The sequence below is a fragment of the Kocuria sp. CH-021 genome (genome assembly GCF_049716185.1).
Lineage (GTDB): Bacteria > Actinomycetota > Actinomycetes > Actinomycetales > Micrococcaceae > Kocuria > Kocuria cellulosilytica.
Window position 1 is genome coordinate 35,320 of sequence record NZ_JBNAFK010000006.1, and the last position, 26,151, is coordinate 61,470.

The following is a 26,151-nucleotide window of genomic DNA, read 5'->3' on the forward strand; positions in this document are numbered from 1 at the left end:
CCAATCACATACCCCCGGTAAAACCTCCGCCCCCTGGTGTCCCCCCACTTTTTCAACCCCCCCCCCACCCCCCGGGGGGGGGGGGGGGGGGCCTGGGGCCCCCCCCGCGGGGGGGGCGGGGGCCCGGGGGGGGGGCCGCGGCCGCACGGTGCGCTATCGGCGGTTGAGGAGGCCGCGCAGCATGCCGCCGAGACCGCGGCCGGACCGGCCCGCGCCCGCCTGGCCGGCGGCGTTCATCCCGCGGGTGCCCCGGCGGCCGCCGGCGGCGCGCCCGGCGGTCGTCCCGCCGGCTCGCCCGGTGAAGCTCCTGATGATGCTGTTCAGTCCCACGGTGGACTCCTTCGTCGTCGGCCTGTCGAGCGACTGTCGTCAGCTCACTGCCGACTCTACGCCCGCAGGACGTCCCGGGCCACGGGTCGTTCAGCGCACCTCGTGGCCGGCCGCGCGCAGCGCGTCCTTGACCTCGGCGATCGCGTGGACGGGACCGAAGTGGAAGATCGAGGCGGCGAGCACGGCGTCGGCGCCCGCGTCCACGGCCGGCGGGAAGTGCTCGGGGGCGCCCGCGCCGCCGGAGGCGATCAGGGGCACGTGCACCCGGGCGCGCACGGCCCGGATCATCTCCAGGTCGAAGCCCTCCTGCGTGCCGTCCGCGTCCATGGAGTTGAGCAGGATCTCCCCCACCCCGCGGTCCTCGGCCTCCCGCGCCCAGTCGAGGGCGTCGAGGCCGGTCAGCGTGCGCCCCCCGTGGGTGGTGACCTCGAAGCCCGAGGCGGTGTTGCCCGTGCGGCGGGCGTCGAGGGACAGGACGAGCACCTGGCTGCCGAAGTGCCCGGTGATCTCGTCGATCACCTCCGGACGGGCGACCGCGGCGGTGTTGATGGAGGCCTTGTCCGCACCGCAGCGCAGCAGCCGGTCCACGTCGGCGACCGCGCGGACGCCGCCGCCCACGGTGAGGGGGATGAAGACCTGCTCCGCGGTGCGGGAGACCACGTCGAAGGTCGTCGCCCGGGCCGCCGAGGACGCCGTGACGTCGAGGAAGGTCAGCTCGTCCGCGCCGGCCTCGTTGTAGCGCTTGGCGAGCTCGACCGGGTCACCGGCGTCGCGCAGGTTCTCGAAGTTCACGCCCTTGACGACTCGACCGGCGTCGACGTCCAGGCACGGGATGACACGTACGGCAACGCCCACGGGCGGCACCTCCTCGGCTGCGGGAACGGGCGGGTGGGCAGGACTCAGATCCGGGCGGCCTGGATCGGGGAGACCAGGATGGCGCGGGCCCCGACGTCGTAGAGGGCGTCCATGACCTTGTTGGTCTCCGACTTGGGGACCATGGCGCGCACGGCCCAGGCGTTGCCGCGGCCGAGCCGGGAGATGGTGGGTCCCTCCATGCCGGGGGTGATCCGGGTCGCGGCCTCGACGTACTCCTCGGCCACGTCGTAGTCCATCAGCACGTACTGCCGGGCCACGAGCACCCCCTGCAGGCGGCGGCGCAGCACGGCCAGGCCCTCGGGCTCGGTGGTGGCACGGCTGCGGATGAGCAGCGCCTCGGAGGTCATGATGGGCTCGCCGAAGACCTGCAGGCCCGCGGCGCGCAGGGTGTTGCCGGTCTCCACGACGTCGGCGATCGCGTCGGCCACGCCCAGCCGGATCGAGGACTCCACGGCCCCGTCGAGACGGACCACGGAGGCGTCCACCCCGCGCTCGGCGAGGTGGTCGCGCAGCAGGCCGTCGTAGCTCGTGGCGATCCGCCGGCCCGCCAGCTCGGCGATCGAGGAGAACTCGCCCGCGGGCCCCGCGAAGCGGAACGTGGACCGGGCGAAGTCCAACCCCAGGTCCTCGTCGGCGTGGGCGCCGGAGTCCAGGAGCAGGTCCCGGCCGGTGATCCCCACGTCGAGGATGCCCCCGCCCACGTACACGGCGATGTCCCGGGGGCGCAGGTAGAAGAACTCGACGTTGTTCTCGGGGTCCACGAGCACCAGCTCGCGGGAGTCCCGGCGCTGCCGGTAGCCGGCCTCCTTGAGCATCGTGACGGAGGATTCGGACAGGGCGCCCTTGTTGGGCACTGCGACACGCAGCATGGGGTTCCTTCTCGGCTTCGGGGCTTCGGTGGGGCGGGGACGCCGGTGCGGCGGGGCGCTCAGAGGTGGCGGTAGACGTCCTCGAGCCGCAGGCCCTTGGCGACCATCATCACCTGCAGGTGGTAGAGCAGCTGCGAGATCTCCTCCGCGGCCTGCTCCGAGGTCTCGTACTCGCAGGCCATCCAGACCTCGGCGGCCTCCTCGACGACCTTCTTGCCGATGCCGTGCACACCGGTGTCGAGCTCGCGGACCGTGCCCGAGCCTTCCGGACGGGTCGCGGCTTTGTCGCTGATCTCGGCGAAGAGGGTCTCGAAGGTTTTCACGACTACCAGGGTAATGGGTCCGCGGGGGCCTCCCGACCGGCAGCGCACCGGACGGCCCGCGGCGCGGGGCTCAGACGCCGAGGGAGCGCAGCAGCAGCGCGGTCCGCACCGCGGCGGCCGTGGCCTCGTAGCCCTTGTCCTCCTGGGAGCCCTCGAGCCCGGCACGGTCCAGGCCCTGCTGCTCGGTGTCGCAGGTGAGCACCCCGAAGCCCACGGGCACGCCGGTGCGCACCGACACGTCCGTGAGTCCCTGCGTGGCCGCCGAGCACACGTAGTCGAAGTGCGGGGTGCCGCCGCGCACCACCACCCCGAGGGCCACCACGGCGTCCAGGCCCGGGGCCAGGCGCGCGGCGGCGACGGGCAGCTCGAAGCTGCCGGGCACGCGCACCACCGGCGCGTCCCGCACGCCGGCGTCGGCCAGCGCGCGGCGGGCGCCGTCGAGCAGCCCGTCCATGATCACCGTGTGCCAGCTCGAGGCGATGACGGCCACGCGCAGGCCGCTCGCGTCGGCGGTGCTGAGGTCGATGTCGGGGGCGCCGTGTCCGCTCATGGGGTGAGGTCTCCTGTGCTGTCGAGATCGTTGTCGAGGGTGCTGTCGAAGGTTCGGTCGAACGTGCTGTGGGCGGTGCCGCCGGTCCGGTCCGCGGGCTCCGGCGCGCCGGGGCGGGGGGCGGTGGTGTCGTCGACGTGGCGCAGGCGGTGCCGCATGCGGTCCCGCTTGGTCACGAGGTAGTCGTGGTTCTCCGGGCGGGCCGGCACCTCGTTGGGCACCATCGCGACGACGTCGATGCCCAGGTCGGCCAGGCGCTCGGCCTTGGCGGGGTTGTTGCTCAGCAGCCGGATCCGGCTCAGCCCGAGCCGGTGCAGGATGGCCGCCGCCGCGGAGTAGTCCCGGGCGTCGGCGGGCAGGCCGAGCAGCTCGTTGGCCTCGACCGTGTCCGCGCCGCCGTCCTGGAGCTTGTAGGCGCGCAGCTTGTTGACCAGGCCGATCCCCCGGCCCTCGTGGTTGCGCAGGTAGAGCAGGGTGCCGCCGTCCTCGGCGATCCGCCGCAGCGCCAGGTGCAGCTGGGGTCCGCAGTCGCAGCGGAAGGAGCCGAAGACGTCCCCCGTCAGGCACTCGGAGTGCAGGCGCACCAGCGGGGGGCGGCCCACGGGCACGCGGCCCGGGGACGGCGCGGTGAGGCTGAGGTGCTCGGCGACCGCGTTCCCGGGTCCGCCCGGCAGCTGCCAGCCGATGACCTCGAACCGGCCCTCGGGCGTGGGCACGACCACGGGCTCCGAGCTGACCAGGGGGGCGTCCGGCCTCATCGGCGGTCCTCCTGCAGCTGCGCCGCCAGGTCCTCGATGCTCACGAGCGGGATGCCGTGCCGGTCGGCGAAGGCGCGCAGGGCGGGCAGGCGCATCATCGAGCCCTCGTCGTGGACGAGCTCGGCGATCACGCCCACCGGCTCGAGGCCCGCGAGGGAGCACAGCTCGACGGCGGCCTCGGTGTGCCCCCGGCGGACGGCGACCCCGCCGTCCGCGGCGCGCAGGGGCAGCACGTGCCCGGGCCGGGTGATGTCCCCCGGCCCGGCCGCGGGGTCGGCGAGCACCCGCGCGGTGAGCGCGCGGTCGGCGGCGCTGATGCCGGTGCTCACCCCGTCGCGGGCGTCGCACGTGACGGTGTAGGCGGTGCCCTTCGAGTCCTCGTTGACGTCGACCATCGGGGGCAGCCGCATCGCGTCCGCCCGGGCCCCGGTCATGGGCACGCACACGACCCCGGAGGTGTGCCGGATCGTGAAGCCCATCAGCGCGGGCGTCGCGTGCTCGGCGGCGAACACGATGTCGCCCTCGTTCTCCCGGTCGGCGTCGTCCACCACGACGACGGGCCGGCCCTGGGCCATGGCCTCGACGGCCGCGCCCACGGGGTCGAGCCGGATCTGCCCGGTCGTCCCGTCCCCGCCGCGGCCCGTTCCCTCGTGGGTGCTGCTGGTCCGCATCATGCTCCTTCTCCTGCCGTGGTCCGGGCCGTCCCCGGCGCCGGGGTGCTGTCGGTCCGGGCGAAGGCCAGCAGGCGCTGGGCGTACTTCGCGAGGACGTCGACCTCGAGGTTGACGGACGCGCCGACGGGGCGGCGTCCGAGGGTGGTCTCCGCCAGGGTCGCCGGGATGAGCCCGACCTCGAACCAGTGCTCCGCGGCCCCGGGCGCGCTGACGGCCGTCACGGTGAGGGACACGCCGTCGACGGCGACCGAGCCCTTCTCGGCGAGGAACGGGGCCAGCTCGGCGGGCACGGCGACCCGGACCCGCTCCCACTCCCCCAGGTCCTCCCGGGCCGAGACGGTGCCCGTGCCGTCCACGTGGCCCTGGACCACGTGCCCGTCGAGCCGCCCCCCGGCGGGCACGCAGCGCTCCAGGTTCACGCTGTCGCCCGCGGCCAGCGCTCCCAGGGTGGTGCGCACGAGCGTCTCGCCGATGACGTCGGCCAGGAACTGCCCGGGGCCGATCTCCGCGGTGCGGGTGGCCGTGAGGCAGACGCCGTTCACGGCGAGGGAGCCGCCGTGCGGCAGGTCCGCGACGAGGGGCCCGGCGTCCACGAGGAGGCGGGCGCTCGTGCCGTCCGGGCCGGGGTCGACCGAGCGCACGGTGCCCTGGCCGGCGACGATTCCTGTGAACATGCGGTGCTTCCTCTGTCTCTCGGTCTGCAGTCCGTCGGTCTGCTGTCTGTCGGTCTTCGGTCTCTTCGTCCCGGGCCCGTGCCCGCGGCGCCCGCGGTACGGTGCGGTGGCCCCGCACCGGGTGCCGCTCAGTCCGGCGGCACGGGCCGCAGGTGGATCCATAGGTCCGGGCCGAGCTGCTGCACGGGCCCTCCGCCGGTGGGGTCGAGCCGCCACCGGGAGGCGTCCGCGAGGGTGCCCACGCCCAGCTCCTCGAAGGCGGGCCGTCCGGCCCCGAGCACGAGGGGCGCCTGGTAGAGGCTCAGCTCGTCGACGAGTCCCGCGCGCAGGAAGCCCGCGGCCACGGTGGCCCCGCCCTCGATCAGCACGTGGCGCACGCCGGCGTCGTAGAGCTCGGCCAGGGCGGAGTGCGGGTCGTGGGTCGTGACGTGCCGGAAGCGCCCGTCGGTCCCGCGGATCGCGGCGTCCGGCGGCACCGGGCGCAGGCCCATGGCGACGCGCAGGGGCTGCCGCGGGACGGCGCCGCCGTCGCCGGTGCGGGCGGTGAGGCGGGGGTCGTCGGCGAGGACCGTGCCGCTGCCCACGAGGACGGCGTCGGCGCGGGCCCGCAGGTCGTGGCCGTGCTCGCGGGCGGAGGAGGACGTGATCCACCGGCTGGTCCCGTCCGCGGCGGCGATCCGGGCGTCGAGGCTCTGGGCGACCTTCAGCGTCACGAACGGCCGCTGGGCGCGCATCGTCTCGCCCCAGCGGTCGTTGAGGGCCTCCGCCTCCCCGGCCAGCACCCCCGGCCGGACCTCGACCCCCGCGGCCCGCAGGGTGGCGGCCCCGCCGGCGGCGGCGAGCGTGCGGTCGGGGGCGCCGTAGACCACCCGGGGCACGCCCGCCGCGATGATCGCCTGGGCGCACGGGCCGGTGCGGCCCCAGTGGTTGCACGGCTCGAGGGTCACGTACATGGTGGTCCCGCGCAGGTCGGTGCCGACGGACGCGGCGCGCTCCAGGACGTCGACCTCGGCGTGGACGGTGCCCGCGCCCCGGTGGTGGCCGACGTGCAGGATCCGGCCCCCGGCGTCGACGAGGACGGCGCCCACGAGCGGATTGGCCCCGCGCGGGCCGCGCGCCGCCGCGTGCAGGGCGGTCCGCATGACCGACCGCTCGGCGTCGTCGCCGCTCCGGTGCTGCGGGTCCATCACGTCGTCCTTTCCCGGGTCGGTTCCAGGGCGCAGGACAACGGTGCGGCCGTCCGGACCCGCGGGTCCGGACGGCGCCGTGGCCGGTGCCGTGGACGGCACGGCACGGAGCCGTTGAACGTGTTGCCTTCCATCCAGACTGTGACTGTCGGTACCGGAGTTCCACCGGTTCGGCCGGGCGACCCGCCGGTGCGGGCGCTGGGCGCCTGCACGGACGTGGTCGTCCGGTTCGCGGACTGTGACCGCCGGTTCGGACTTGCACCGACCCCGGAACACGTTGTTCGTGCCTCGATTATGTCACAGGGGGTGCCGCCGGAGGCCCGCCGGGGCGCGGCGGGGCGCGGCGGGCCGCCGGCTCAGTCCTGGGCGGCGCGGGCCGCCCCGCGCAGCGCGGTGATCGCGGCCTCGGGGTCCCCCGCGCCGTAGACGGCGGAGCCGGCCACGAACGTGTCGGCCCCGGCCTCTGCGGCCCGCACGATGGTCTCCTCCGTGATCCCGCCGTCCACCTGCAGGGCCACCCTGCCCCCGCCCGCCCGGATCGCCTCGGCGGCCCGCCGGATCTTCGGCAGCGTGACGTCGAGGAAGGCCTGCCCGCCGAAGCCCGGCTCCACCGTCATGACCAGCAGCATGTCCAGCTCCGGCAGCAGGTCGAGGTACGGCTCCACGGGGGTCGCGGGGCGCAGGGCCATCCCGGCCCGGGCACCGTGGGCGCGCAGCTCGCGGGCCAGCTTCAGCGGGGCGCGCGCCGCCTCGGCGTGGAAGGTCACCGACTCGCAGCCGAGCTCGGCGTAGCCGGCGGCCCAGCGGTCCGCGTCCTCGATCATCAGGTGCACGTCCAGCGGGAGGGGGCTGACCGCGAGGATCCGCTCCACGAGGGGCATGCCCAGCGTGAGGTTCGGGACGAAGTGGTTGTCCATGACGTCCACGTGCACGGCGTCGGCGGTGCCGATCCGGCCCAGCTCCGCCTCGAGGTTGACGAAGTCGGCGGAGAGGATCGAGGGGTGGATGCAGGTTCGGGACACGGGGACTCCTGGTGGTGGTGGGTCGGTCGGGGCGTCAGCGTTTGCGCAGCAGGGCCAGGAACATCGCGTCCGTGCCGTGCACGTGCGGCCACAGCTGGACGGTCGCCCCGCCGGAGCCGCCCTCCCACGGGCGGGACGGGTCGCGGTCCCCCTCGAGGCTGCCGGGCAGGGCCGCGGCGCGGACCGGTTCCAGGGCGTCGGCCGGCTCGGCGTCCCGGCGCCCGGCCAGCACGTCCTGGACGACGGCGAGGGTCTCGGCGGCGTGCGGGGAGCAGGTGGCGTAGGCGACCAGGCCGCCGGGGCGGGCCACGTCCAGGGCGGCGTGCAGCAGCTCCCGCTGCAGCGGCCCGAGCTCGGCCAGGTCGCGAGGGCTGCGCCGCCAGCGCGCCTCCGGGCGGCGGCGCAGCGCCCCGAGCCCGGTGCACGGGGCGTCGACGAGCACCCGGTCGAAGCCGGCCTGCTCCGCGGTGCGGCCGTCGAGCAGCTCCTCGACGTGGCGGCCGTCCCCCGTGCGCACCGACCAGGCCCGCTCCGGGACCGGTCGCAGGGCCCGGCGCACGAGCTCGGCCCGGTGCGGGGCCACCTCGTTGGCCGTCAGGTGCGCCCCGCGCCGGTCGGCCAGCGCCGCGAGCAGGGCGGCCTTCCCGCCCGGGCCGGCGCACAGGTCCAGCCAGCGCTCGCCCTCCGCGCCGCCGGGACCGCCCCGGTCGCCGCCGGGACCCTGCCCCGCGGCGACCAGGGCGCGGGCCACGAGCTGGGACCCGGCGTCCTGGACGCGGACCCCGCCCCCGCGGACGGACGCCAGCCGGTGCAGGTCACCGCCGCTGCTCAGCGCCGAGTCAGGGACGAGGGTCCCCTGCTCGGCGCCCGCGGCGAGGGCCTCGGTGAGGTCGCCGAGGCCCGGCAGGGCCACGAGGTTGACCACGGGGGCGGCGTTGTCCGCCTCGAGCAGGGCCTCGATCTCGGCGGCGTCCCGCCCGTGGGCGGTCAGCGCCTGGCGCAGCGCCCGGACCACCCACGCGGGGTGGGCGTGGGCCAGGCCGAGGCGGGCGGTCTCGTCCGCGGCGTCGGCGGTCAGCTCCGCGATCCAGGCCGGCAGGTCCCGGGCCGCGACCTTGCGCAGCACGGCGTTGACGAGCCCGCCGGGGCCCGCCCCGACGACGGCCCGGACGAGGCCCACCGTCTGGTCCAGGGCGGCGTGGTCGGGCACGCGCATGGCCAGCAGCTGGTGGGTGCCCAGGCGCAGGGCGTCCAGGACCGCGCCGTCGAGCGCCCCGAGGGGGCGGTCGACGCACCGGGCCAGCACGGCGTCCCAGGTGCCCTGCCAGCGCAGCGCCCCGTAGGCGAGCTCCGTGGCGAAGCCCGCGTCCCGCCGGTCCAGGCGGTGGGCCCGGACGAGCTTCGGCAGCACGAGGTTGCCGTAGGCGCCCTCCTCGGACACCGCGCGCAGGGTCTCGAACGCGGCCAGCCGGGCCGGATCGGCCCGCCGGGTCCGCCGTGCGGGCGCCGCGGCGGAGAAGCTCCGGTCGGCCTGCGCGGGACGGTTGCGCTCGCGTCCCCCGGCGCTGCGCCGTGGGCCCCCGGGCCGCCGGTCGCGCTCGCCCCGCCGGGCGCCGTGCTGCCGGTCCTCGCGCTCGCTCACTCGAACACCACCTCGTCCTCCGTGCTGCGGCCCCGCGCCCAGGCGGTGGCCTCCATGGGCTTCTTCCCCGCCGGCTGCACCCGGGTGAGCTGGACCGCGTACGATCCCGTGCCCACGAGCACGGCGTCCCCGCGCAGCACGCACCGCCCCGGGGCCAGCCCCCGGACGTCGGGCCGCGGCACCACGCGGTCGAGCTTGAGCCTGCGGTCCTCCAGCCGGGTCCACGCCCCGGGCTCGGGGGTCGCCCCGCGCACCCGGTGCGCCACGGCCACGGCGGGCTCCGTCCAGCGGACCCGCCCGTCCTCGGCGGTCAGCTTGGGGGCGTGGGTCACCTCGCCCTGCTGCGGGGCCGGGCGGGCGGAGCCGTCGACCACGGCGCGCAGGGAGTCCGCGAGCAGCGGTGCGGCGGTGCGGGACAGGCGCTCCAGCACCGTCCCGGCGGTGTCCTCGGGGCGGACCACGTCGGTCATGGTGCCGAGGACGGGTCCCGTGTCCAGACCGGCCTCCAGCAGGAAGGTGCTGGCGCCGACCACCGTGTCCCCGGCCATGAGGGCGCGCTGCACGGGCGCGGCGCCGCGCCACTGCGGCAGCAGGGAGAAGTGCAGGTTGATCCAGCCGTGCGGCACGGCGTCCAGGGCGGCCTGCGGGACCAGGGCCCCGTAGGCCACGACGGCGGCGACGTCCGCCCCCAGTCCCCGGATCCGCTCGGTCAGCCCGGCGTCCACCCGGTTGGCCTTGAGCACGGGGATGCCGCGCCGCTCCGCCTCCTCGGCCACGGGCGAGGGCGTGAGCACCTTCTTGCGCCCCACCGGGGCGTCGGTGCGGGTCAGCACGGCCACGACCTCGACGTCGGGCCGCTCGGCCAGGTGGACCAGGGACGGCACGGCGACGGACGGCGTGCCGGCGTAGAGGATCTTCACGGCTCTCCTGACGGGTGGCGGCGGGGCGGGGTTCGGGCGGGGCTCAGGCGGGGCGGGACGGGCCGGCGCCGGGCGAGGAGCCGGCGCCGAAGGAGGAGCCGGCGCCGAACGACGAGCCCACGTGCGCGGCCCGCTGCCCGGCCACGCCGCGCACCACCCCGTCGTAGTCGGCGGCGCGGATGGCCCGCATCGCCTCCTTCTTGGCGGCGCCCACCAGCCGGTCGACGTAGAGCCGCCCGTCCAGGTGGTCGGTCTCGTGCTGCAGGCAGCGCGCCAGCAGGCCGGTGCCCTCGACGGCCACGGGACCGCCGTGCTGGTCGAGGCCGGTGACGCGGGCCCAGTTCCGGCGGGGGGTGTCGAAGCCGAGCCCCGGCACGGACAGGCAGCCCTCGCCGCCCTCCTGGGGCTCCTCGCCCACCTCGAGGACCGGGTTGACCACGTGGCCCTCGCTGCCCTCGACCGCCCAGGTGAACAGCCGCACGCTCACCCCCACCTGGGGCGCGGCGAGGCCCACGCCCCCGACGTCCAGCATCGTCTCGTGCATGTCCGCCACGAGGCGGCGCAGGGCGTCGTCGAACACCGTGACCTCCTCGGCGCGGGTGCGCAGGACGGGATCACCGATGGTGCGGATGGGCAGGACGGACATGGAGGGACCTCGCTCTCGACCCGACAAGTCTACGGGCCGCCCCGTCCCCGCCGGCACGCGGGGCGCGCCGGGCGCTACGGCTGCTCGCGCAGCGGGGGAGGGGGCACGGGCCGCAGGGCGGGGCCCGCCGCGGCGAGGACCGTCTCCTGGGTCCACACCCGGTGCAGCGCGCAGAACTTGTACCAGTGCTGCTCGAGGACCGCCGGGACGGCCTGCACGGGCACGACCTCCGTCTCGCCCACCGCCACGCCCAGCAGCAGGTCGGCGCTGCCGTAGGCCCAGGGCTCCCAGGTGCCGGCGTCCGCGTCCACGAGGGACTCCTCCGCCTTCAGCCCGGCCACGAGCTGGGTCACGACCTTCGGGTCGAGGGACTTCACGCGCCCGTCCCGGTCCGTGCCCTTGGTCTTGTAGTCGATCAAGCACACCTTGCCCGCGATCCGGGCCACGAGGTCGAGGGTGCCCGCGTAGCCCACGGTGGAGTTCCAGACCGTGACCTCCACCGCGAGCGGCTCGGGGGTGTAGAGGTCCCACCACTCGTCGAAGCGGGAGGCGAAGCGCTCCTCGCCGTGCTCCGCCAGGGCGGCCCGTGCCTCGGCCGCCCGGTGGGGCCGGCCGAGGGCGCGCAGGGCGATCTGCTCGGCGTAGGTGTGCACGCGGTCCCCGCGCGCCGCGGCCTCGTCACGGTGCCGTTCGGCGGCCTTGGCCGCGTCGCGCACGACGGCGCGCAGCTGGGCCGGCGAGCCCAGGGCCGCGCGCAGCCGGTCGTCCCGCACCGCGGCCTGCGCGGCGGAGTAGCCGTACCAGCCGTCCAGGTCCGTGGCGGCCCGGGAGAGGACCGTGGTGATGGAGGGGACGGTCGCCTGGTCCGCCACGGACCTCGCGTACATCCGTCCGTACTCGGTCTGTTCCGCCAGCCTGGGCTGTGTCACGCTGCTCGTCGCCTCTCCCTCGCGTCCCCGGCTCCCGGGGCGGGCCCGGTGCTCCGGGCCCTGGTCCGCAGGCTACCGACCGCCTCGGACACGGGACCGGCGGCACCCGCCATGGGTCCCGCGCTCGGCTCCGCCCGGGGGCCGGGCACGACGAAGGCCCCGGCTCGTGGGAGCCGGGGCCTTCCTGGTGGTGCGCGATACTGGGATCGAACCAGTGACCTCTTCCGTGTCAGGGAAGCGCGCTACCGCTGCGCCAATCGCGCTCTACCGGCGGTCTCCGGAGGAGATCGTCGAGCGTGGTGGGTGTGCACCGAGGTGGAGACGGGATTCGAACCCGCGTAGACGGCTTTGCAGGCCGCTGCCTAACCACTCGGCCACCCCACCGGGACCTGGTCCTCACGGACAGGGCCGTCGGTCACGACATCGTTTCATGCCGATCACTGCGAGCGGACGACGGGAGTCGAACCCGCGACATCCACCATGGCAAGGTGGTGCTCTACCAGCTGAGCTACGTCCGCATGTCTTGCTTCGGTCGATCTCTCGATCTTCCGATCAGGAACTCTAGCACAAGCCGTTCCGGTGCTCCTCGCGCCGGTCCGGGGCGTGCCGGGACCGGCGGGATCACGAGCCGTGGCGGCCTGCCGGCCGTTCCGTCCGCAGGAGCCCGTCGGTGTTCCTGACAGGGAAAGACTGTACGGGACGGATTTCCGAAACGCCAAATCCCCCGTGGCGCCGCGGCGGGACGCGGCCGGCGGGCCGCGCCGGGGCCCGAATTGGCCCACGGCGGGGATCTGGGTTATGGTTTTCGAGCAGTGAGCGCGATTGGCGCAGTGGTAGCGCGCTTCGTTCACACCGAAGAGGTCACTGGTTCGAACCCAGTATCGCGCACGAGCAGCACCAGAGAGGGCCCCGGCTGAAGACCAGCCGGGGCCCTCTGTCGTCGTCCTGCCCCTCTGTCGTCGTCCTGCCGCGCCCCCGGCCCGCGCGGGGGCGGAACGCCCACCGGGCGCCGCGGCCCCGGCCGGCGGACGCGCCCGGTCAGACCGCGGAGACGTCCCCGAGGATGCCCTCGCGGGCCAGGGCGGTGAGCCGGGACACGGCACGGAAGTACTTCTTCTGGTAGCCGCCGGCCATCATCTCCTCGGTGAAGACCTCGTCGAAGGGCCGGCCGGAGGCGATGATCGGCAGGTTCTTGTCGTAGAGCCGGTCCGCCAGCACCACGAAGCGCAGGGCCACGGCCTGCTGCTCGATGGTGTGCACGTCCTGCCAGACCACGGCGTCGATCCCCTCGAGGAGCTTGCGGTACCGGGAGGGGTGCACGCCCGCGAGGTGCTCCACGAGGTCGGCGAACCGGTCCGCGGCCACCACCCGGTCCGGGAAGTGCTCCTCCACGGCGCGCTCGAGCTCGGCCTCGGACAGCGGCGCCGGGGCCTGCGGCAGGCCCCGGTGGCGGAAGTCCTCGCCGTCGATGCGCAGCACCTCGAACTGGTCGGCCAGCACCTGGATCTCCCGCTGGAAGTCCTGGGCGGCGAAGCGGCCCTCGCCGAGCGAGCCGGGCAGCGTGTTGGACGTCGCCGCGATCCGCACGCCGGAGTCGGCGAGCTCGCGCATCAGCCGGGACATGAGGACCGTGTCCCCGGGGTCGTCGAGCTCGAACTCGTCGATGCACACCAGGTTGTAGGTGCTCAGGGCGTCGACGGCCTTGCGGAACGTCAGGGCCCCCACGAGGTTGGTGTACTCCACGAAGGTGCCGAACGCCTTGGGCCCGGGCACCGCGTGCCACAGCGAGGCGAGCAGGTGGGTCTTGCCCACGCCGAACCCGCCGTCGAGGTAGATCCCCGTCCGCATCGCGTCCTTGGGCGGGCCCCCGCCGAAGAGCTTGCTGAAGAACCCGCCGCCCGAGCCGGTCGAGCGGTTGACGGAGTCCGCGAACTTCCGCAGCTCCCGCACCGCCTCCGCCTGGGACGGCTGCTGCGGATCGGGACGGTACGTGTCGAACGAGACCTCCCCGAAGCGCTCCGAGGGCCGGAACGCCGCCAGCAGTTCGTCCGCCGACACCTGGGGGCGCCGCTCGGTGAGGTGTTCGATCTGGATGCTCACGTGGGAGACCTCTCTGTCCGCCGTGCCCGGCGGTTCGCTGGTTCGGCGCGCCGAGCGGCGCACGCGCGTGCTCCGGCGATTTTACCGGCTGGCCGCCGCCCGGGGTGCGCCCGCCGCGAAATCCGGCCCCCGGCACGGCCCCGGCGGCGCCCCGGCGGGACCGGGCACCGCCGGGACCACTACCCTGGAGGATGAAGAAGGTCCGGAAGGACCCGTGCCCCGCAACCCCACCCCGGAAGGAGTCCCCATGGGCGTCGCCGTGGAGAACAACCCAGATTTCGCGCAGTACGCGCACCCCGAGCGCCTCGTGTCCACCCAGTGGGTGGCCGAGCACCTGGACGACCCGGGAGTCGTCGTGGTCGAGTCGGACGAGGACGTCCTGCTCTACGAGACCGGCCACGTGCCCGGCGCCGTCAAGATCGACTGGCACACCGACCTCAACCGCCCCGACACCCGCGACTACGTCGACGCGGAGGAGTTCGCCGAGCTGATGGCGCGCAAGGGGATCTCCCGCGACACCACGATCGTGGTCTACGGGGACAAGTCCAACTGGTGGGCCGCCTACGCCCTGTGGGTGTTCGAGCTGTTCGGCCACCCGGACGTCCGGCTCATGAACGGCGGGCGGGACAAGTGGGTCGCCGAGGGGCGGGAGCTGTCCACCGAGAAGGTCGTGCCCGAGCGCGCCGACTACCCCGTGGTCGAGCGCGACGACGCCCCGATCCGGGCCTACCAGGAGGACGTGCTGGCGCACCTGGGCGAGCAGCCGCTGATCGACGTCCGGTCCCTGCCGGAGTACACCGGCGAGCGCACGCACATGCCCGACTACCCGCAGGAGGGCACGCTGCGCGGGGGGCACATCCCCACCGCGGCGTCGGTGCCGTGGGCCCGGGCCGCCGCCGAGGACGCCACGTTCCGCCCGCGCGAGGAGCTCGAGGCGATCTACCGCGACGAGGTCGGGCTCTCCGACGACGACGACATCATCGCGTACTGCCGCATCGGCGAGCGCTCCAGTCACACGTGGTTCGTGCTGAAGCACCTGCTGGGCTTCGAGCGGGTCCGCAACTACGACGGGTCCTGGACCGAGTGGGGCAACTCGGTGCGCGTGCCGATCGTCCTCGGCGAGGCACCCGGCGAGGTCCCGGGGTCGGCCCGATGAGCGGCGCCCTGCCCGCCCAGCTCGAGGAGCTCGTCGCGGACTTCACGGCGGTGCCGCAGGAGGACAAGCTGGAGCTGCTGCTCGACTTCTCCCGCTCCCTGCCGGCGCTGCCGGACCGCCTGGGCGAGCACCCGGAGGAGCTCGAGCAGGTCGTGGAGTGCCAGTCGCCGCTGTTCCTGACGGTCGAGTGGGACGAGGGCGCCTCCCCCGGCCCCGGCGCCCCGGTGCGGCTGTTCTTCTCCGCCCCGGCGGAGGCCCCGACCACCCGCGGCTTCGCCTCGATCCTGCACGAGGGGCTCGACGGTCTCCCGGCCCAGGAGGTCCTCGACGTCCCCGACGACCTGCCGGAGCGCTTCGGGCTGACCCAGCTCGTGTCCCCGCTGCGGATGCGCGGGATGTCCGCGATGCTGGCCCGGATCAAGCGGCGGGTCCGCGAGCTCCAGGACGCCTGAGGGCCCCGGGCACCGGCATGGCCAAGGCGTCCCGCGGCGCGGGCCCCACCGCGGCCGTCGCGCTGCTGGCACGCGAGCGCGTGGCCTTCACGCTGCACGAGTACGCCCACGACCCCGCGGCGGCGTCCTTCGGCCGGGAGGCCGCCGCCGCGCTGGGGCGCGACCCGGAGCAGGTGCTCAAGACCCTGCTGGTCGTGCACGAGCGGGAGTGGGCGGTCGCGGTGCTGCCCGTGTCCGCGCGGCTGTCCCTGCGCGCGGCCGCGGCCGCGCTGGGCTGGAAGCGGGCGGCCCTCGCCGAGCCCCGCTCGGCGGAGCGGCGCACCGGCTACGTGGTGGGCGGGATCTCGCCCCTCGGGCAGCGGACGCCCTCCCCCACCCTGCTCGACGACTCCGCGGCGGCGTGGGCCACGGTCCTCGTCTCCGGCGGGCGGCGGGGGCTCGAGATCGAGCTGCCGCCGGGCGAGCTGCTGCGGCTCACCGGCGGGCGCACCGCCGCGCTGCGGTCCTGAGCGGGCTCAGCGGGCCCGGACCCGAGCGGCCCCGAGGGACCGGGCATCCTGGGCGAGCCGGGCCGGCAGCCAGCGCCGCACCGCGTCCTCCCAGCGCCGCGGGTCCACGTTCCACTCCTTGGTGTGCCGGGCGCGGGCGAAGGGCACGAATTCCACGAGCCGGTTGAGCTCCGCCAGCCGGCGGGAGCTGGCGGCCGGGACGAACTCGTCGTCCACGGAGTGCAGCACCAGGGTGGGCGTGCGCAGGTGCTCGGACCGGGAGAGCCAGTCCAGCGCCCGGAGGTCCACCGGCGCGGCCAGACCCGTCAGCATCCGCCCGGCCGGGTGGGAGATCAGGTTCGTGGCCAGCCGGCCGATCCCGGAGGGGATGCGGCGGGTGCGGGAGTGGTGGGCGATCAGCTCGAACCAGTCCACCACCGGCCCGGTGAGCACGAGGGCGGCGATGTCGTCGCGGTAGAAGGACAGATCCGCCGTCTGGAGCGCGATCGCCCCGCCCATGGACCAGCCGAAGAGCACGATCTGCGTGGCGCCGCGGGACTTCGCGTAGCTGATGGCCGTCTGCACGTCCTTCCACTCCGTGAAGCCCAGCCCGTAGCGGAAGTCGTGCGTGGGCGGCGCCTCCCGGTCGTTGCGGTAGGAGATCAGCAGGGACGTCAGGCCGAGCTCCCGGGCCACCGGCACGGCGCGGACCGTCTCCATCCGGTTGGCGCCGCGCCCGTGCACCATGATCGCCCACGGCCCCGGGAGCACCCGGGGCCGCTCGCCCTCCGGGGTCGGCCCGCCCTCCGCGGGAACCACCCAGCAGGGCGCCGGCCCCACCTCGATCGGGATCTCCACCTCCTCGAACGGCAGGCCCGCCGCCCCGGGGTCCGGGTAGACCGTCCCGGACCAGAAGCCGCGGGTCGCCCGGAGGAGGTCACCCGAGTAGACCTCCTCGACCACCCGGGTCACGGTCCCCTCCTGGGGCGAGTAGGAGCGGATGGCGCCGATCCGGGCGTGCCCGCGGCCCGCGTCGAAGCGCAGGCTGTAGGTCCCCGCGACCGTCGTGTCCACCGTGGCCGGGAGCCGCACGAGCGTCGTCGCGGACGGGTCGCCGTCCTCGCCGGTGCGGGTGACGCCGAGGATCTGCAGGTCCTCGGAGCGGTACTTCGGGGGCACCACCACCTGCCGCGCGAAGTAGGCGGCCGCCGCGCTCGAGAGCCCGAAGGACAGGGACGCCGCCCCCACGGTGACGGCCGCGCCCACCACGGCCCCGCGCGCCCACTGCGTCGCGGACGGGGGCTCGGGGGCGGGGGGGACCGGCGGGGAGCGACGTGGCATGCCCCCAGTCTTCCACGCGGCACGGGCATAACCGGGAGGGACGCGTGGTTGTGCTGGCCGGGCGGTCCGCGCCCCCGCGGCGCCGAGCCGCCCCGTGCGGACCGCCGGGCGGGCCCGCACGGCGCCCGCTCCCGGAGCACCGATACCGACCCGGAGGACGACACCATGAGCGAGACCACCAGCCACGGCGACCACCCCGGCAGCACCGGACGCAGCGAGGAGGACTGGCGCACGATCCTGTCCCCCGAGGAGTACCACGTCCTGCGCGAGGCCGGCACGGAGCGGCCCTTCACCGGCGAGTACTGGGACACGAGGACCGAGGGCGTCTACCAGTGCCGCGCGTGCGGGGCGGAGCTGTTCCGCTCCGAGACCAAGTTCGACGCGCACTGCGGCTGGCCCTCCTTCTACGCCCCGCTGGCCGAGGACCGCGTCCGCTACATCAAGGACACCGCCCTGGGCATGGAGCGGGTGGAGGTCCGGTGCGCCGCCTGCGACTCGCACATGGGCCACGTCTTCGGCGGGGAGGGCTTCCCGACCCCCACCGACCTCCGGTACTGCATCAACTCCGTCTCCGTCCGCCTCGTCCCCGCCGCCTCCTGACCGCTCCCGCCGGGGCGGCGGGCGTGACCCGGACCACGTCGGTCGCGCGCTCGCGGCGTGGCACGGCCGGCCGGGACGCCGGGACGGCCTACCCTTCCAGTGTGAGCGCGGTCAACGGCCTGTCCGAGGTGTACGAGGGGTTCCAGGACGCCCTCGAGCAGCTGCGCCGCACCGGCCGCCGGGAGGGCGTCGAGCTCACCGCGATCCCCGCTCCCACGCACCTCGCCCCGTTCGCCGCCGCGGTGCGCGCCGAGGTGCGGACCCCGCCCGTCCGGCTCCGCGGCGCGCTCCTCCCCGCCGGTCCCGCAGCCCGGCCGACGGGCACCCCGAGCGCGGCGGCCCTGGGCCTGCCGGCCGGCACCGCGGGCGACGAACTGGCCACGGGGCGCTTCGTGCTCCTGCACGACCCGTCCGAGCCCGCGGCCTGGGGCGGGGCGTTCCGGATCGTCACCTGGGCCCGGGCGGCCGCGGACCGTGAGATCGGCTGCGACGACACGGCGGGCACGATCGCCTGGACCTGGCTCCTCGAGGCCCTGGAACGCCACCGGGCCGGATATTCTCGGGAGGGCGGCACCGCGTCCCGGGTCCTCGCCGAGGGCTTCGGCCTGCTCGGCGGCCAGGAGGAGGGAGCCGACGTCGAGCTCAGGGCCTCCTGGACGCCCGAGGGCTCCGACGTGGCTCCGCACCTCGCGGCCTGGGCGGACACGGTCTGCACGTTCGCGGGGCTGCCGCCCTATCCGCCGGGCGTGACCGTGCTGCACCCGCGCCGCTGACCACCGAACCGCACGCGCCCCGCCGGGGCCGACACAGAATCGAAGACGCTCCTTGACCAGCCCAGCCGACCGCCGATCCGCGCCCGACGAGTCCTCGACCCCCGTGGTCGCCGGTTTCGAGGACTTCGAGATCCCCGACAGCGTCCACCTCGCGGCGCCCTTCGACGGGATCCCTCCCGTGATCGACACCGTGGCGGGCCTGCAACGGGCCGCCGCCGCCGTGGCCGAGGGCTCCGGCCCGGCGGCGATCGACACCGAGCGGGCGTCGGGCTTCCGCTACGGGCAGCGCGCGTTCCTCGTGCAGCTGCGGCGCGAGGGCGTGGGCACCGTCCTGATCGACCCGGAGGCCACCGGGTCCCTGGCCGTCCTGGGCGAGGCGCTCTCCGGCGTGGAGTGGGTGCTGCACGCGGCCACCCAGGACCTGCCCTCCCTGCGCGCGCTCGGCATGGAGCCGGACCGGCTCTTCGACACCGAACTGGGCGGCCGCATCGCGGGGCTCCGGCGAGTAGGCCTGGCCGCGGAGACGGAGGAGCTGCTGGGCTACACGCTCGCCAAGGAGCACTCCGCCGTGGACTGGTCGAGACGGCCGCTGCCCAAGGACTGGCTGAACTACGCCGCGCTGGACGTGGAGATGCTCATCCAGCTGCGCTGGGCCATGGAGGAGCTGCTGCGGGAGAAGGGCAAGCTCGAGTGGGCGCTGGAGGAGTTCGAGGCGGTGCGGACCGCCGAGCCGGCCCCGCCGCGCCAGGACCCGTGGCGCAGGACGTCCGGGGTCAACAAGGTGAAGGGCCGGCGCCAGCTCACCGCGCTGCGCGGTCTGTGGGAGGAGCGGGAGCGGCTCGCCCAGCACAAGGACGTCGCCCCCGGCCGGCTGCTGCCCGACGCCGCCCTGGTCGCGGCCGCGACGGCCATGCCGCGCACGGTGCCGCAGCTCCTGGCCACTCCCGGCTTCCACGGCCGGCTCGCGGCGCGGGAGGCCCCCCGGTGGCTGCGGGCGATCGCCGAGGCCCGCAACGCCACCGAGCTGGTCCCCTTCACCGTGAAGTCCGACGCCCTGCCGCCCGTGAAGGCGTGGGAGGTCAAGCGGCCCGAGGCCGCGGCACGGCTGAAGGTCCTGAAGCCGCTGGTGGCGGAGCTCGCCGAGGCGCACGAGCTGCCCACCGAGAACCTGCTCACCCCGGAGCACCTGCGGCGCTTCTGCTGGCAGCCGCCGAAGAGCACCACCGACCAGGCGGTCGCGGACCGGCTGCGGGATCTCGGGGCGCGCCGGTGGCAGGTCGAGCTGACGGCGCCGGTCCTCGGCCCGGCCTGGCGGGAGCTGCGGGCCCGCAAGCGCGCCGCCCGTCAGGCGGAGCGCTTGCCGGCCGGGAGCGAGGACACGCCCGCCGCCTGAGCCGTTCCCGGGTCCGACCCTCCCCGGACCGGCGGGCCCCCGGAGCACGACGACGGGCCCCGGCCGTCCGGCCGGGGCCCGTCGTCGTGGGCGTCCTGGCGCACGGCCCCCTCGGGGGCGGTGCGCCCGGGGGTCAGTTCTGCGGGTCGCCGGGAGCCGGGTGCGGCTCGGCCGGGTCCAGGGGGCTCTCCGGGGTGACCGGCATCGCGTCCTGCAGGTCCGTGTAGCCGGTGCTCGCGGTTCCCGCGCTCGAAGCGGTCGTGCTGGAGGCGGCGCCCCCGGAGGAGCCGGAGACCTTCTCCTTGACGGACGAGGACGCGTCGGAGGCCTTGGTGCCCACGGTGTCGGCCGCCTTCTTCGCGCTGTCGGCCAGCTTGCCGCCGACCACCGGCACCTCGGACTTGACCCAGTCGGTGCCCTCCGAGACCTTCTCCTGGACCTTCGGGTCCTGCCAGGTCTTCACGGCGTTCTGCTTCAGGGCCTCGTAGCTCTTGCGGCCCGAGGCCGAGCCGACCACGAAGCCGACCCCGAAACCGGTGACGAAGATGAGTCGCTTGATCATGGTGCTGTCCTTCCGTCGGTCCCGGCGCGGCGGCCGGGTCCGGGGCGGAGCCGGTGGTGCACGGCTCGTCCCGCTGACTGATGTCTTCATCATCCTACTGACGAACCGGCGCGGCGGACACCGGGGCCGTGCTGCTCCGCTCACAGCGATCACCCGGGGAGCCGCACCGGGGACCGGGCGGGCTCGGGGCCGCGCCGCCTAGACTGGCGGCGGACCCCGAGATCCCCGCCCGGAAGGACCGTCATGGCCGAGCTCCCGCCCCCTCCGTCCGCGCCCTCCCGGCGCACCGTCCTCGGCCTGGCCGGTTCCGGCGCGCTGCTCGCCGGGTGCGCCGGAGAGGACCCGCCGGCGGCCGGCAGCACGGGCGGCACCGGCAGTGCGGCCCCCGTGGACGCGGGCGCCGTCGAGGACCTGCCGGTCGGCTCCGCCGTGAAGGTCGACCGGGACGGCGTGCAGGCCGTGGTGAGCCGGCCGGGACCGGACAGGGTCGTGGCGTTCTCCCCCGTGTGCCCGCACCAGGGCTGCATGGTGACCCCGCGGGAGGAGCTCTACGTCTGCCCGTGCCACTCGTCGCAGTTCGACCTCGCGACGGGCGAGGTGTTGGCCGGTCCCGCCGAGACCGGTCTGGAGCCGTACCCCGCGAGCGTGGAGGACGGCCGCATCCTGCTCGGCTGAGCGGGGCTCAGCCCCGGCGCGAGCGCGGCAGCGACGCCCCGCCGGCGTCCTCGGCGGTCTCCGGCACGGCGTCCTGCGCGGCGGCGGAGTCCTCGCCCGGCACCGGGCGGGCGTAGGGGACGCGGGTCCCCAGCACGGAGGCCAGCGTGTCCTGGGCGACCCGCTGGGCCGTGAGGCCCACCCGCGCCAGGACCTGGGAGCGGGAGCCGTGCAGCAGGAACTCCGTGGGCAGGCCCACCTCGTTGAGGGCGGTGTCGACCCCCGCCGCCCGCATCTCCTGGCGGATCCGGGAGCCGATCCCGCCGGCGCGCACGCCGTCCTCGACGACGACCACGATCCGGTGCTGGGCCGCGAGCTCGATGACCGAGGCCGGCACGGGCAGCACCCACCGGGGGTCGACCACCGTGGCGGAGACGCCGTGGGCCTCGAGCCGTTCGGCCACGTCCAGCGCCAGGCCGCTCATGGCGCCGACGGACACGAGCAGGACGTCCCGGCGGGCGCCGACCGTCCCGCTCTCCCCGCCGCGGCGCGCGAGCACGTCGACCCCGTCCGTCAGCCGCTCGACGGCCGGCACCGGGGCGCCCACGGCGCCCTTGGGGTACCGGATGACGGTGGGGGCGTCGTCGACGGCCACCGCCTCGCGCAGCTCCTCGACGAGGGTCGGCTCGTCGCGCGGGGCGGCCAGGTGGAGCCCGGGGACGATCTGCAGCAGGGCCAGGTCCCACATGCCGTGGTGGCTGGGGCCGTCCGGTCCGGTGACCCCGGCCCGGTCGAGGACCACCGTGACGCCGGCGCGGTGCAGCGCCACGTCCATGAGGAGCTGGTCGAAGCCACGGTTGAGGAACGTGGCGTAGAGGGCCACCACGGGGTGCAGCCCGCCGTAGGCCATGCCGGCGGCCATGGCGATGGCGTGCTGCTCGGCGATGCCCACGTCCACGACGCGGTCGGGGTGGGCCGCCTGCATCTTCTGCAGCCCCACGGGGATGAGCATGGCGCCGGTGATGCCCACGACGTCCTCGCGCTCGTCGGCGATCCGGGCGATCTCGTCGCGGAACACCGCCGTCCAGCTGCGCTCGGAGCTCGTCGCCGTGGATCGGCCGGTGACGGGGTCGATGACGCCCACGGCGTGGAACTGGTCGTCCTCGTTGGCGGTCGCGGGCCCGTAGCCGTGGCCCTTCTCGGTGATCGCGTGCACGATGACCGGCCCGCCGTAGTTCTTGGCGTTGCTCAGGGCCTGCTCGACGGCCTCGAGGTCGTGCCCGTCGACGGGACCGACGTACTTCATGCCCAGGTCCTCGAAGATGCCCTGGGGCACCACGACGTCCTTGATGCCCTGCTTCATCCCGTGCAGGCCCCGGTAGAACATCTCGCCCACCGGGCCGGAGTGCTTCAGCAGGTCCTTCACGGTCTCGAGGGTCTGCTCGTAGCGGCGGTCGGTGCGCACGGCGTCCACGCCCTGCTGCACGCTGGCCTGGAGCTCCGCGAGGTGGTTGGCGAAGCCGCCCACGGTGGGGGCGTAGGACCGGCCGTTGTCGTTGACCACGATGACGACCTTGCGGTCGCGGTCGGAGGCGATGTTGTTGACGGCCTCCCACGCCATCCCGCCGGTCAGCGCCCCGTCCCCCACCAGCACCACCGTGTGCCGGTCGTGCTGACCGGTCATGGCGTAGCCGCGCGAGATGCCGTCGGCCCAGGACAGGGACGAGGAGGCGTGCGAGGACTCGACGATGTCGTGCTCGGACTCCCGGCGGTCCGGATAGCCCGCGAGGCCGCCCTCCTGGCGCAGGGTCTCGAAGTTCCGGCGGCCGGTGAGCAGCTTGTGCACGTAGGACTGGTGCCCGGTGTCGAAGACCACGGAGTCCTTGGGCGAGTCGAAGACCCGGTGCACCCCGAGCGTCAGCTCGACGACCCCCAGGTTCGGCCCCAGGTGACCGCCCGTCGCGGAGACGTGGGTGACGAGGAACTCGCGGATCTCCTCGGCCAGCCGGCCCAGCTCCGCACGGCTCAGCCCCGCGAGGTCCTCGGGCCCGGACACCCGCTCCAGCACGCTCATGGTTTCTCCCGCAGTCCTCGGCGTCGTGGTCGGTGGCGCCGCGTTCCGGGGGACCGGGGCGGCGCGCTTCCCCGATCCTACTCGGTCGTTCCGACAGAGCCGTCAGCGCGCAGGGGCCCGGTCCGTTCCCGGACCGGGCCCCTGCGCGCTGTGCACGCCCTGGGATCAGGAGCCGGCGATCGATCGCCGGCTCCTCCCCGTGCGCGCCGGCGCGCGCACGGGGACCACTACTGGGCGATCTGCCGCAGCACGTACTGCAGGATGCCACCGTTGCGGTAGTAGTCGGCCTCGCCCGGCGTGTCGATGCGCAGGTCGGCGTCGAACTCGACGGTGGAGCCGTCCTCCTTCGTGGCGGTGACCTTGAGCGTCTTCGGGATGCTGCCCTCGTTGAGCCCGGTCACGCCCTGGATGTCGAAGGTCTCCGTGCCGTCCAGGCCGAGGGAGTCCGCGGACTCCCCGGCCGGGAACTGCAGCGGGAGCACGCCCATGCCGATGAGGTTCGAGCGGTGGATGCGCTCGTAGCTCTGGGCGATGACGGCCTTGACGCCCAGCAGGGAGGTGCCCTTCGCGGCCCAGTCGCGCGAGGACCCGGAGCCGTACTCCTTGCCGCCCAGCACGACCAGCGGGACGCCCGCCTCCTGGTAGTTCATCGCGGCGTCGTAGACGGCGGCCTGCGGGCCGCCCTCCTGCGTGAAGTCGCGGGTGTAGCCGCCCTCCACGCCGTCCAGCAGCTGGTTCTTGATCCGGATGTTGGCGAAGGTGCCGCGGATCATGACCTCGTGGTTGCCGCGGCGCGAGCCGTACGAGTTGAAGTCCTTGCGCTGGACCCCGTTCTCGATGAGGTACTTGCCGGCCGGGGTGTCGGACTTGAACGAGCCCGCCGGGGAGATGTGGTCGGTCGTGACCGAGTCGCCCAGCTTCAGCAGCACGCGGGCGCCCGAGATGTCCTCGACCGGGGTCGTCTCCATCGTCATGCCCTCGAAGTACGGGGGCTTGCGGACGTAGGTGGACTGCGGGTTCCACTCGAACGTCTTGCCGGTGGGGGTGTCCAGGTTCTGCCAGCGCTCGTCGCCGTCGAAGATGGTGCCGTACTCGCGGGTGAACATCTCCGTGTCGATGGACGCGTCGATGATCTTCTGCACCTCGGCCGGGTCCGGCCAGATGTCCTTGAGGTACACCTCGTTGCCGTCGGCGTCCTGGCCCAGGGGCTCGCTGTCGAAGTCGAAGTCCATGTTGCCGGCCAGGGCGTAGGCGATGACCAGCGGCGGGGACGCCAGGTAGTTCATCTTCACGTCCGGGTTGATCCGGCCCTCGAAGTTGCGGTTGCCCGAGAGCACCGAGGTCACGGCCAGGTCGTTGTCCTGGATGGCCTGGGAGATCTCGTCCTCGAGGGGACCGGAGTTGCCGATGCAGGTGGTGCAGCCGTAGCCGACGATGAAGAAGCCGAGCTCCTCCAGGGCCGGGACCAGACCGGACTTCTCGTAGTAGTCGGTCACGACCTTCGAGCCCGGGGCGATCGAGGTCTTGACCCACGGCTTGGCCTTGAGCCCCTTCTCGACGGCGTTGCGCGCCAGCACCGCCGCGGCCATCATGACCGACGGGTTCGAGGTGTTGGTGCACGAGGTGATCGAGGCGATCGAGACCGCGCCGTGGTCGAGCTCGAACTCGCGGCCGTCGGGCATGGTCACCGGCACCTGCTTGGCGGGGCGCCCGTCCTCGGCGTAGGCGTGGTGCTCGCGCGGGCGGTCCGCGTCGGACTGGTGGTCGTCCGCGGTGTAGCCGGGGGCGTCCGAGGCCGGGAAGGACTGCGCCGCGACGTCGTCCACGGTGTCGCCGGAGGCGGCGTCGTCGACGTGCGTGGCGTAGTTCTTGATGTCCTCGTGGAACTGCGCCTTCGCGTCGGTGAGCGAGATGCGGTCCTGCGGCCGCTTCGGCCCGGAGATCGAGGGCACCACGGTGGAGAGGTCCAGCTCGAGGTACTCCGAGAAGGTGATCTCCTCGGACGGGTCGTGCCACATGCCCTGTTCCTTGACGTACGCCTCGACGAGGTCGATCTGCTCGTCGGAGCGCCCGGTCAGGCGCAGGTACTCCAGGGTGACGTCGTCGATCGGGAAGATCGCGGCGGTGGAGCCGAACTCCGGGCTCATGTTCCCGATGGTGGCGCGGTTGGCCAGGGGCACGGCTCCGACGCCCTCGCCGTAGAACTCGACGAACTTGCCGACCACGCCGTGGTCGCGGAGCATCTCGGTGATGGTGAGCACCACGTCGGTGGCGGTGGCGCCGGCCGGGATCTGGCCGGTCAGCTTGAAGCCGACCACGCGCGGGATGAGCATGGAGATGGGCTGGCCGAGCATCGCGGCCTCGGCCTCGATGCCGCCCACGCCCCAGCCGAGCACGCCCAGGCCGTTCTCCATGGTCGTGTGCGAGTCGGTGCCCACGCAGGTGTCCGGGTAGGCGCGCAGCGCGCCGTCGACCTCGCGGGTCATGACCACGCGGGCGAGGTTCTCGATGTTGACCTGGTGGACGATGCCCATGCCCGGGGGCACGACCTTGAAGTCGTCGAACGCGGTCTGGCCCCAGCGCAGGAACTGGTAGCGCTCCCCGTTGCGCTCGTACTCGATGTCCATGTTGATCCCGATGGAGTCCGAGGTCCCGAAGGAGTCGATCTGCACGGAGTGGTCGATCACGAGCTCGGCCGGGGCGAGCGGGTTCACGCGGGCGGGGTCGCCGCCGAGGTCCGCGATGGCCTCGCGCATGGTCGCGAGGTCCACGATGCAGGGCACACCGGTGAAGTCCTGCATGATCACCCGGCCCGGGGTGAACTGGATCTCGATGCTGGGCTCGGCCGTGGGATCCCAGTCGGCCAGGGCCTCGATGTGCTCGGAGGTGATGTTGGCGCCGTCCTCGGTGCGCAACAGGTTCTCGAGCAGAACCTTCAGGCTGTACGGGAGCTTCTGCGCGCCCTCCAGCGTGTTCAGTCGGAAAATCTCGTACTCGGTGCCTTTGACGTCGAGAACGCCCTTGGCCCCGAAGCTGTCCACCGTGCTCATATGCGTGGAACTCCTCTCGCCACCGTCATGGAAACGCCCGCGGGAGGACACCGGCGCGTGGCCGGGCGTTCTCCCGTGAACAGTCACTGTCAGTGTAGCCCGTGCGAG

At 74.4% G+C, this 26,151-nt stretch carries 26 protein-coding genes, 4 tRNA genes and 1 riboswitch; of the genes, 8 read left to right on the plus strand and 22 right to left on the minus strand.

What is annotated here, in order from left to right; all coding sequences use genetic code 11:
- Positions 1-153: 153 nt before the first annotated feature.
- The 17 genes from ACPYN7_RS06035 to ACPYN7_RS06115 all read right to left on the minus strand — a co-directional run bounded on the left by ACPYN7_RS06035 (position 154) and on the right by ACPYN7_RS06115 (position 11,918).
- On the minus strand, positions 154-330 hold the full coding sequence (locus ACPYN7_RS06035; RefSeq protein WP_424347036.1) for a hypothetical protein: 177 nt from the start codon (positions 328-330) through the stop codon (positions 154-156).
- Positions 331-420: 90 nt separating this feature from the next.
- Entirely contained in the window at positions 421-1,185 is a 765-nt protein-coding gene (gene hisF / locus ACPYN7_RS06040) for an imidazole glycerol phosphate synthase subunit HisF (RefSeq protein WP_058873645.1), read from the minus strand.
- Between the two features lie 44 nt (positions 1,186-1,229).
- Positions 1,230-2,075, minus strand: coding sequence for an ATP phosphoribosyltransferase (gene hisG / locus ACPYN7_RS06045; protein ID WP_058873646.1), 846 nt, complete (start codon positions 2,073-2,075; stop codon positions 1,230-1,232).
- 59 nt (positions 2,076-2,134) lie between these two features.
- Positions 2,135-2,398 carry a phosphoribosyl-ATP diphosphatase gene (locus ACPYN7_RS06050; protein WP_058873647.1) on the minus strand — a complete coding sequence of 88 codons (264 nt, stop codon included), beginning with the start codon at positions 2,396-2,398 and terminating at the stop codon, positions 2,135-2,137.
- A 70-nt stretch (positions 2,399-2,468) separates the two neighbouring features.
- Positions 2,469-2,948: a 6,7-dimethyl-8-ribityllumazine synthase gene (gene ribH, locus ACPYN7_RS06055; RefSeq protein ID WP_058873648.1), complete on the minus strand. Its 480-nt coding sequence runs from the start codon at positions 2,946-2,948 to the stop codon at positions 2,469-2,471.
- Positions 2,945-3,706 carry a GTP cyclohydrolase II gene (locus tag ACPYN7_RS06060; protein ID WP_058873649.1) on the minus strand — a complete coding sequence of 254 codons (762 nt, stop codon included), beginning with the start codon at positions 3,704-3,706 and terminating at the stop codon, positions 2,945-2,947. The genes ribH and ACPYN7_RS06060 overlap by 4 nt, the downstream gene beginning before the upstream one ends.
- Positions 3,703-4,377, minus strand: coding sequence for a 3,4-dihydroxy-2-butanone-4-phosphate synthase (gene ribB / locus ACPYN7_RS06065; RefSeq protein ID WP_082697015.1), 675 nt, complete (start codon positions 4,375-4,377; stop codon positions 3,703-3,705). The genes ACPYN7_RS06060 and ribB overlap by 4 nt, the downstream gene beginning before the upstream one ends.
- Positions 4,377-5,054, minus strand: coding sequence for a riboflavin synthase (locus tag ACPYN7_RS06070; protein ID WP_058873650.1), 678 nt, complete (start codon positions 5,052-5,054; stop codon positions 4,377-4,379). Before ACPYN7_RS06070 ends, ribB begins: the two co-directional genes overlap by 1 nt.
- Before the next feature lie 128 nt (positions 5,055-5,182).
- On the minus strand, positions 5,183-6,241 hold the full coding sequence (gene ribD / locus ACPYN7_RS06075) for a bifunctional diaminohydroxyphosphoribosylaminopyrimidine deaminase/5-amino-6-(5-phosphoribosylamino)uracil reductase RibD (protein ID WP_058873651.1): 1,059 nt from the start codon (positions 6,239-6,241) through the stop codon (positions 5,183-5,185).
- A gap of 116 nt (positions 6,242-6,357) precedes the next feature.
- Positions 6,358-6,521: riboswitch (FMN riboswitch) on the minus strand.
- A gap of 76 nt (positions 6,522-6,597) precedes the next feature.
- Entirely contained in the window at positions 6,598-7,263 is a 666-nt protein-coding gene (gene rpe / locus ACPYN7_RS06080) for a ribulose-phosphate 3-epimerase (protein WP_058873652.1), read from the minus strand.
- Positions 7,264-7,297: 34 nt separating this feature from the next.
- Positions 7,298-8,905: an RsmB/NOP family class I SAM-dependent RNA methyltransferase gene (locus ACPYN7_RS06085; protein ID WP_058873653.1), complete on the minus strand. Its 1,608-nt coding sequence runs from the start codon at positions 8,903-8,905 to the stop codon at positions 7,298-7,300.
- Positions 8,902-9,825: a methionyl-tRNA formyltransferase gene (gene fmt / locus ACPYN7_RS06090; RefSeq protein ID WP_058873654.1), complete on the minus strand. Its 924-nt coding sequence runs from the start codon at positions 9,823-9,825 to the stop codon at positions 8,902-8,904. Before fmt ends, ACPYN7_RS06085 begins: the two co-directional genes overlap by 4 nt.
- 43 nt (positions 9,826-9,868) lie before the next feature.
- A complete protein-coding gene (gene def, locus ACPYN7_RS06095; RefSeq protein ID WP_058873655.1) occupies positions 9,869-10,471 on the minus strand; it encodes a peptide deformylase in 603 nt (200 codons plus the stop codon).
- 74 nt (positions 10,472-10,545) lie between these two features.
- The gene (locus ACPYN7_RS06100) at positions 10,546-11,400 is read right to left on the minus strand and encodes a cytochrome (protein WP_058873656.1); all 855 of its coding nucleotides are present in this window, start codon (positions 11,398-11,400) and stop codon (positions 10,546-10,548) included.
- Positions 11,401-11,588: 188 nt separating this feature from the next.
- A tRNA-Val gene (locus ACPYN7_RS06105) sits at positions 11,589-11,663 on the minus strand.
- 50 nt (positions 11,664-11,713) lie between these two features.
- Positions 11,714-11,784, minus strand: a tRNA-Cys gene (locus ACPYN7_RS06110).
- Positions 11,785-11,845: 61 nt separating this feature from the next.
- Positions 11,846-11,918 (minus strand) — tRNA-Gly (locus ACPYN7_RS06115).
- Between the two features lie 298 nt (positions 11,919-12,216).
- On the opposite strand from ACPYN7_RS06115, the gene ACPYN7_RS06120 reads away from it, so the two are divergent.
- Positions 12,217-12,288: transfer RNA gene (locus ACPYN7_RS06120), tRNA-Val, on the plus strand.
- A 150-nt stretch (positions 12,289-12,438) separates the two neighbouring features.
- Here the strand turns inward: ACPYN7_RS06120 and zapE are convergent.
- A complete protein-coding gene (gene zapE / locus ACPYN7_RS06125) occupies positions 12,439-13,500 on the minus strand; it encodes a cell division protein ZapE (RefSeq protein WP_058873657.1) in 1,062 nt (353 codons plus the stop codon).
- 247 nt (positions 13,501-13,747) lie between these two features.
- On the opposite strand from zapE, the gene ACPYN7_RS06130 reads away from it, so the two are divergent.
- From ACPYN7_RS06130 to ybaK, 3 genes are read left to right on the plus strand one after another with little or no spacing between them, the layout of a single operon-like run.
- Positions 13,748-14,656: a sulfurtransferase gene (locus ACPYN7_RS06130; RefSeq protein WP_058873658.1), complete on the plus strand. Its 909-nt coding sequence runs from the start codon at positions 13,748-13,750 to the stop codon at positions 14,654-14,656.
- Entirely contained in the window at positions 14,653-15,108 is a 456-nt protein-coding gene (locus ACPYN7_RS06135; protein ID WP_058873659.1) for a SufE family protein, read from the plus strand. Before ACPYN7_RS06130 ends, ACPYN7_RS06135 begins: the two co-directional genes overlap by 4 nt.
- Positions 15,109-15,125: 17 nt before the next feature.
- Positions 15,126-15,617 (plus strand): Cys-tRNA(Pro) deacylase, encoded by a 492-nt coding sequence (ybaK, locus tag ACPYN7_RS06140; protein ID WP_058873660.1) that lies wholly within the window; start codon positions 15,126-15,128, stop codon positions 15,615-15,617.
- 6 nt (positions 15,618-15,623) lie between these two features.
- Here the strand turns inward: ybaK and ACPYN7_RS06145 are convergent, their stop codons facing one another.
- A complete protein-coding gene (locus ACPYN7_RS06145; protein ID WP_058873661.1) occupies positions 15,624-16,937 on the minus strand; it encodes an alpha/beta hydrolase family protein in 1,314 nt (437 codons plus the stop codon).
- Between the two features lie 165 nt (positions 16,938-17,102).
- Here ACPYN7_RS06145 and msrB point away from each other — a divergent pair, with 165 nt between their 5' ends.
- From msrB to ACPYN7_RS06160, 3 genes are all read left to right on the plus strand, one after another.
- Entirely contained in the window at positions 17,103-17,537 is a 435-nt protein-coding gene (gene msrB / locus ACPYN7_RS06150) for a peptide-methionine (R)-S-oxide reductase MsrB (protein ID WP_368826486.1), read from the plus strand.
- Between the two features lie 101 nt (positions 17,538-17,638).
- Positions 17,639-18,310: a DUF3000 family protein gene (locus tag ACPYN7_RS06155; RefSeq protein ID WP_424347037.1), complete on the plus strand. Its 672-nt coding sequence runs from the start codon at positions 17,639-17,641 to the stop codon at positions 18,308-18,310.
- A 52-nt stretch (positions 18,311-18,362) separates the two neighbouring features.
- Entirely contained in the window at positions 18,363-19,703 is a 1,341-nt protein-coding gene (locus ACPYN7_RS06160) for an HRDC domain-containing protein (protein ID WP_424347038.1), read from the plus strand.
- Between the two features lie 133 nt (positions 19,704-19,836).
- On the opposite strand, the gene ACPYN7_RS06165 is transcribed toward ACPYN7_RS06160, so the two are convergent.
- Positions 19,837-20,265, minus strand: coding sequence for a hypothetical protein (locus ACPYN7_RS06165; protein WP_424347039.1), 429 nt, complete (start codon positions 20,263-20,265; stop codon positions 19,837-19,839).
- Positions 20,266-20,508: 243 nt separating this feature from the next.
- Between ACPYN7_RS06165 and ACPYN7_RS06170 the strand changes: the two genes are divergently transcribed.
- Positions 20,509-20,940 carry a Rieske (2Fe-2S) protein gene (locus ACPYN7_RS06170; protein ID WP_424347040.1) on the plus strand — a complete coding sequence of 144 codons (432 nt, stop codon included), beginning with the start codon at positions 20,509-20,511 and terminating at the stop codon, positions 20,938-20,940.
- A gap of 7 nt (positions 20,941-20,947) precedes the next feature.
- Here ACPYN7_RS06170 and dxs read toward each other — a convergent pair whose 3' ends face one another.
- Together dxs and ACPYN7_RS06180 are read right to left on the minus strand one after the other, a co-directional pair.
- Positions 20,948-22,993, minus strand: a complete 2,046-nt coding sequence (dxs, locus tag ACPYN7_RS06175; RefSeq protein WP_424347041.1) for a 1-deoxy-D-xylulose-5-phosphate synthase — start codon at positions 22,991-22,993, stop codon at positions 20,948-20,950.
- Positions 22,994-23,220: 227 nt separating this feature from the next.
- Positions 23,221-26,043, minus strand: a complete 2,823-nt coding sequence (locus tag ACPYN7_RS06180) for an aconitate hydratase (protein WP_058873668.1) — start codon at positions 26,041-26,043, stop codon at positions 23,221-23,223.
- Positions 26,044-26,151: the final 108 nt, after the last annotated feature.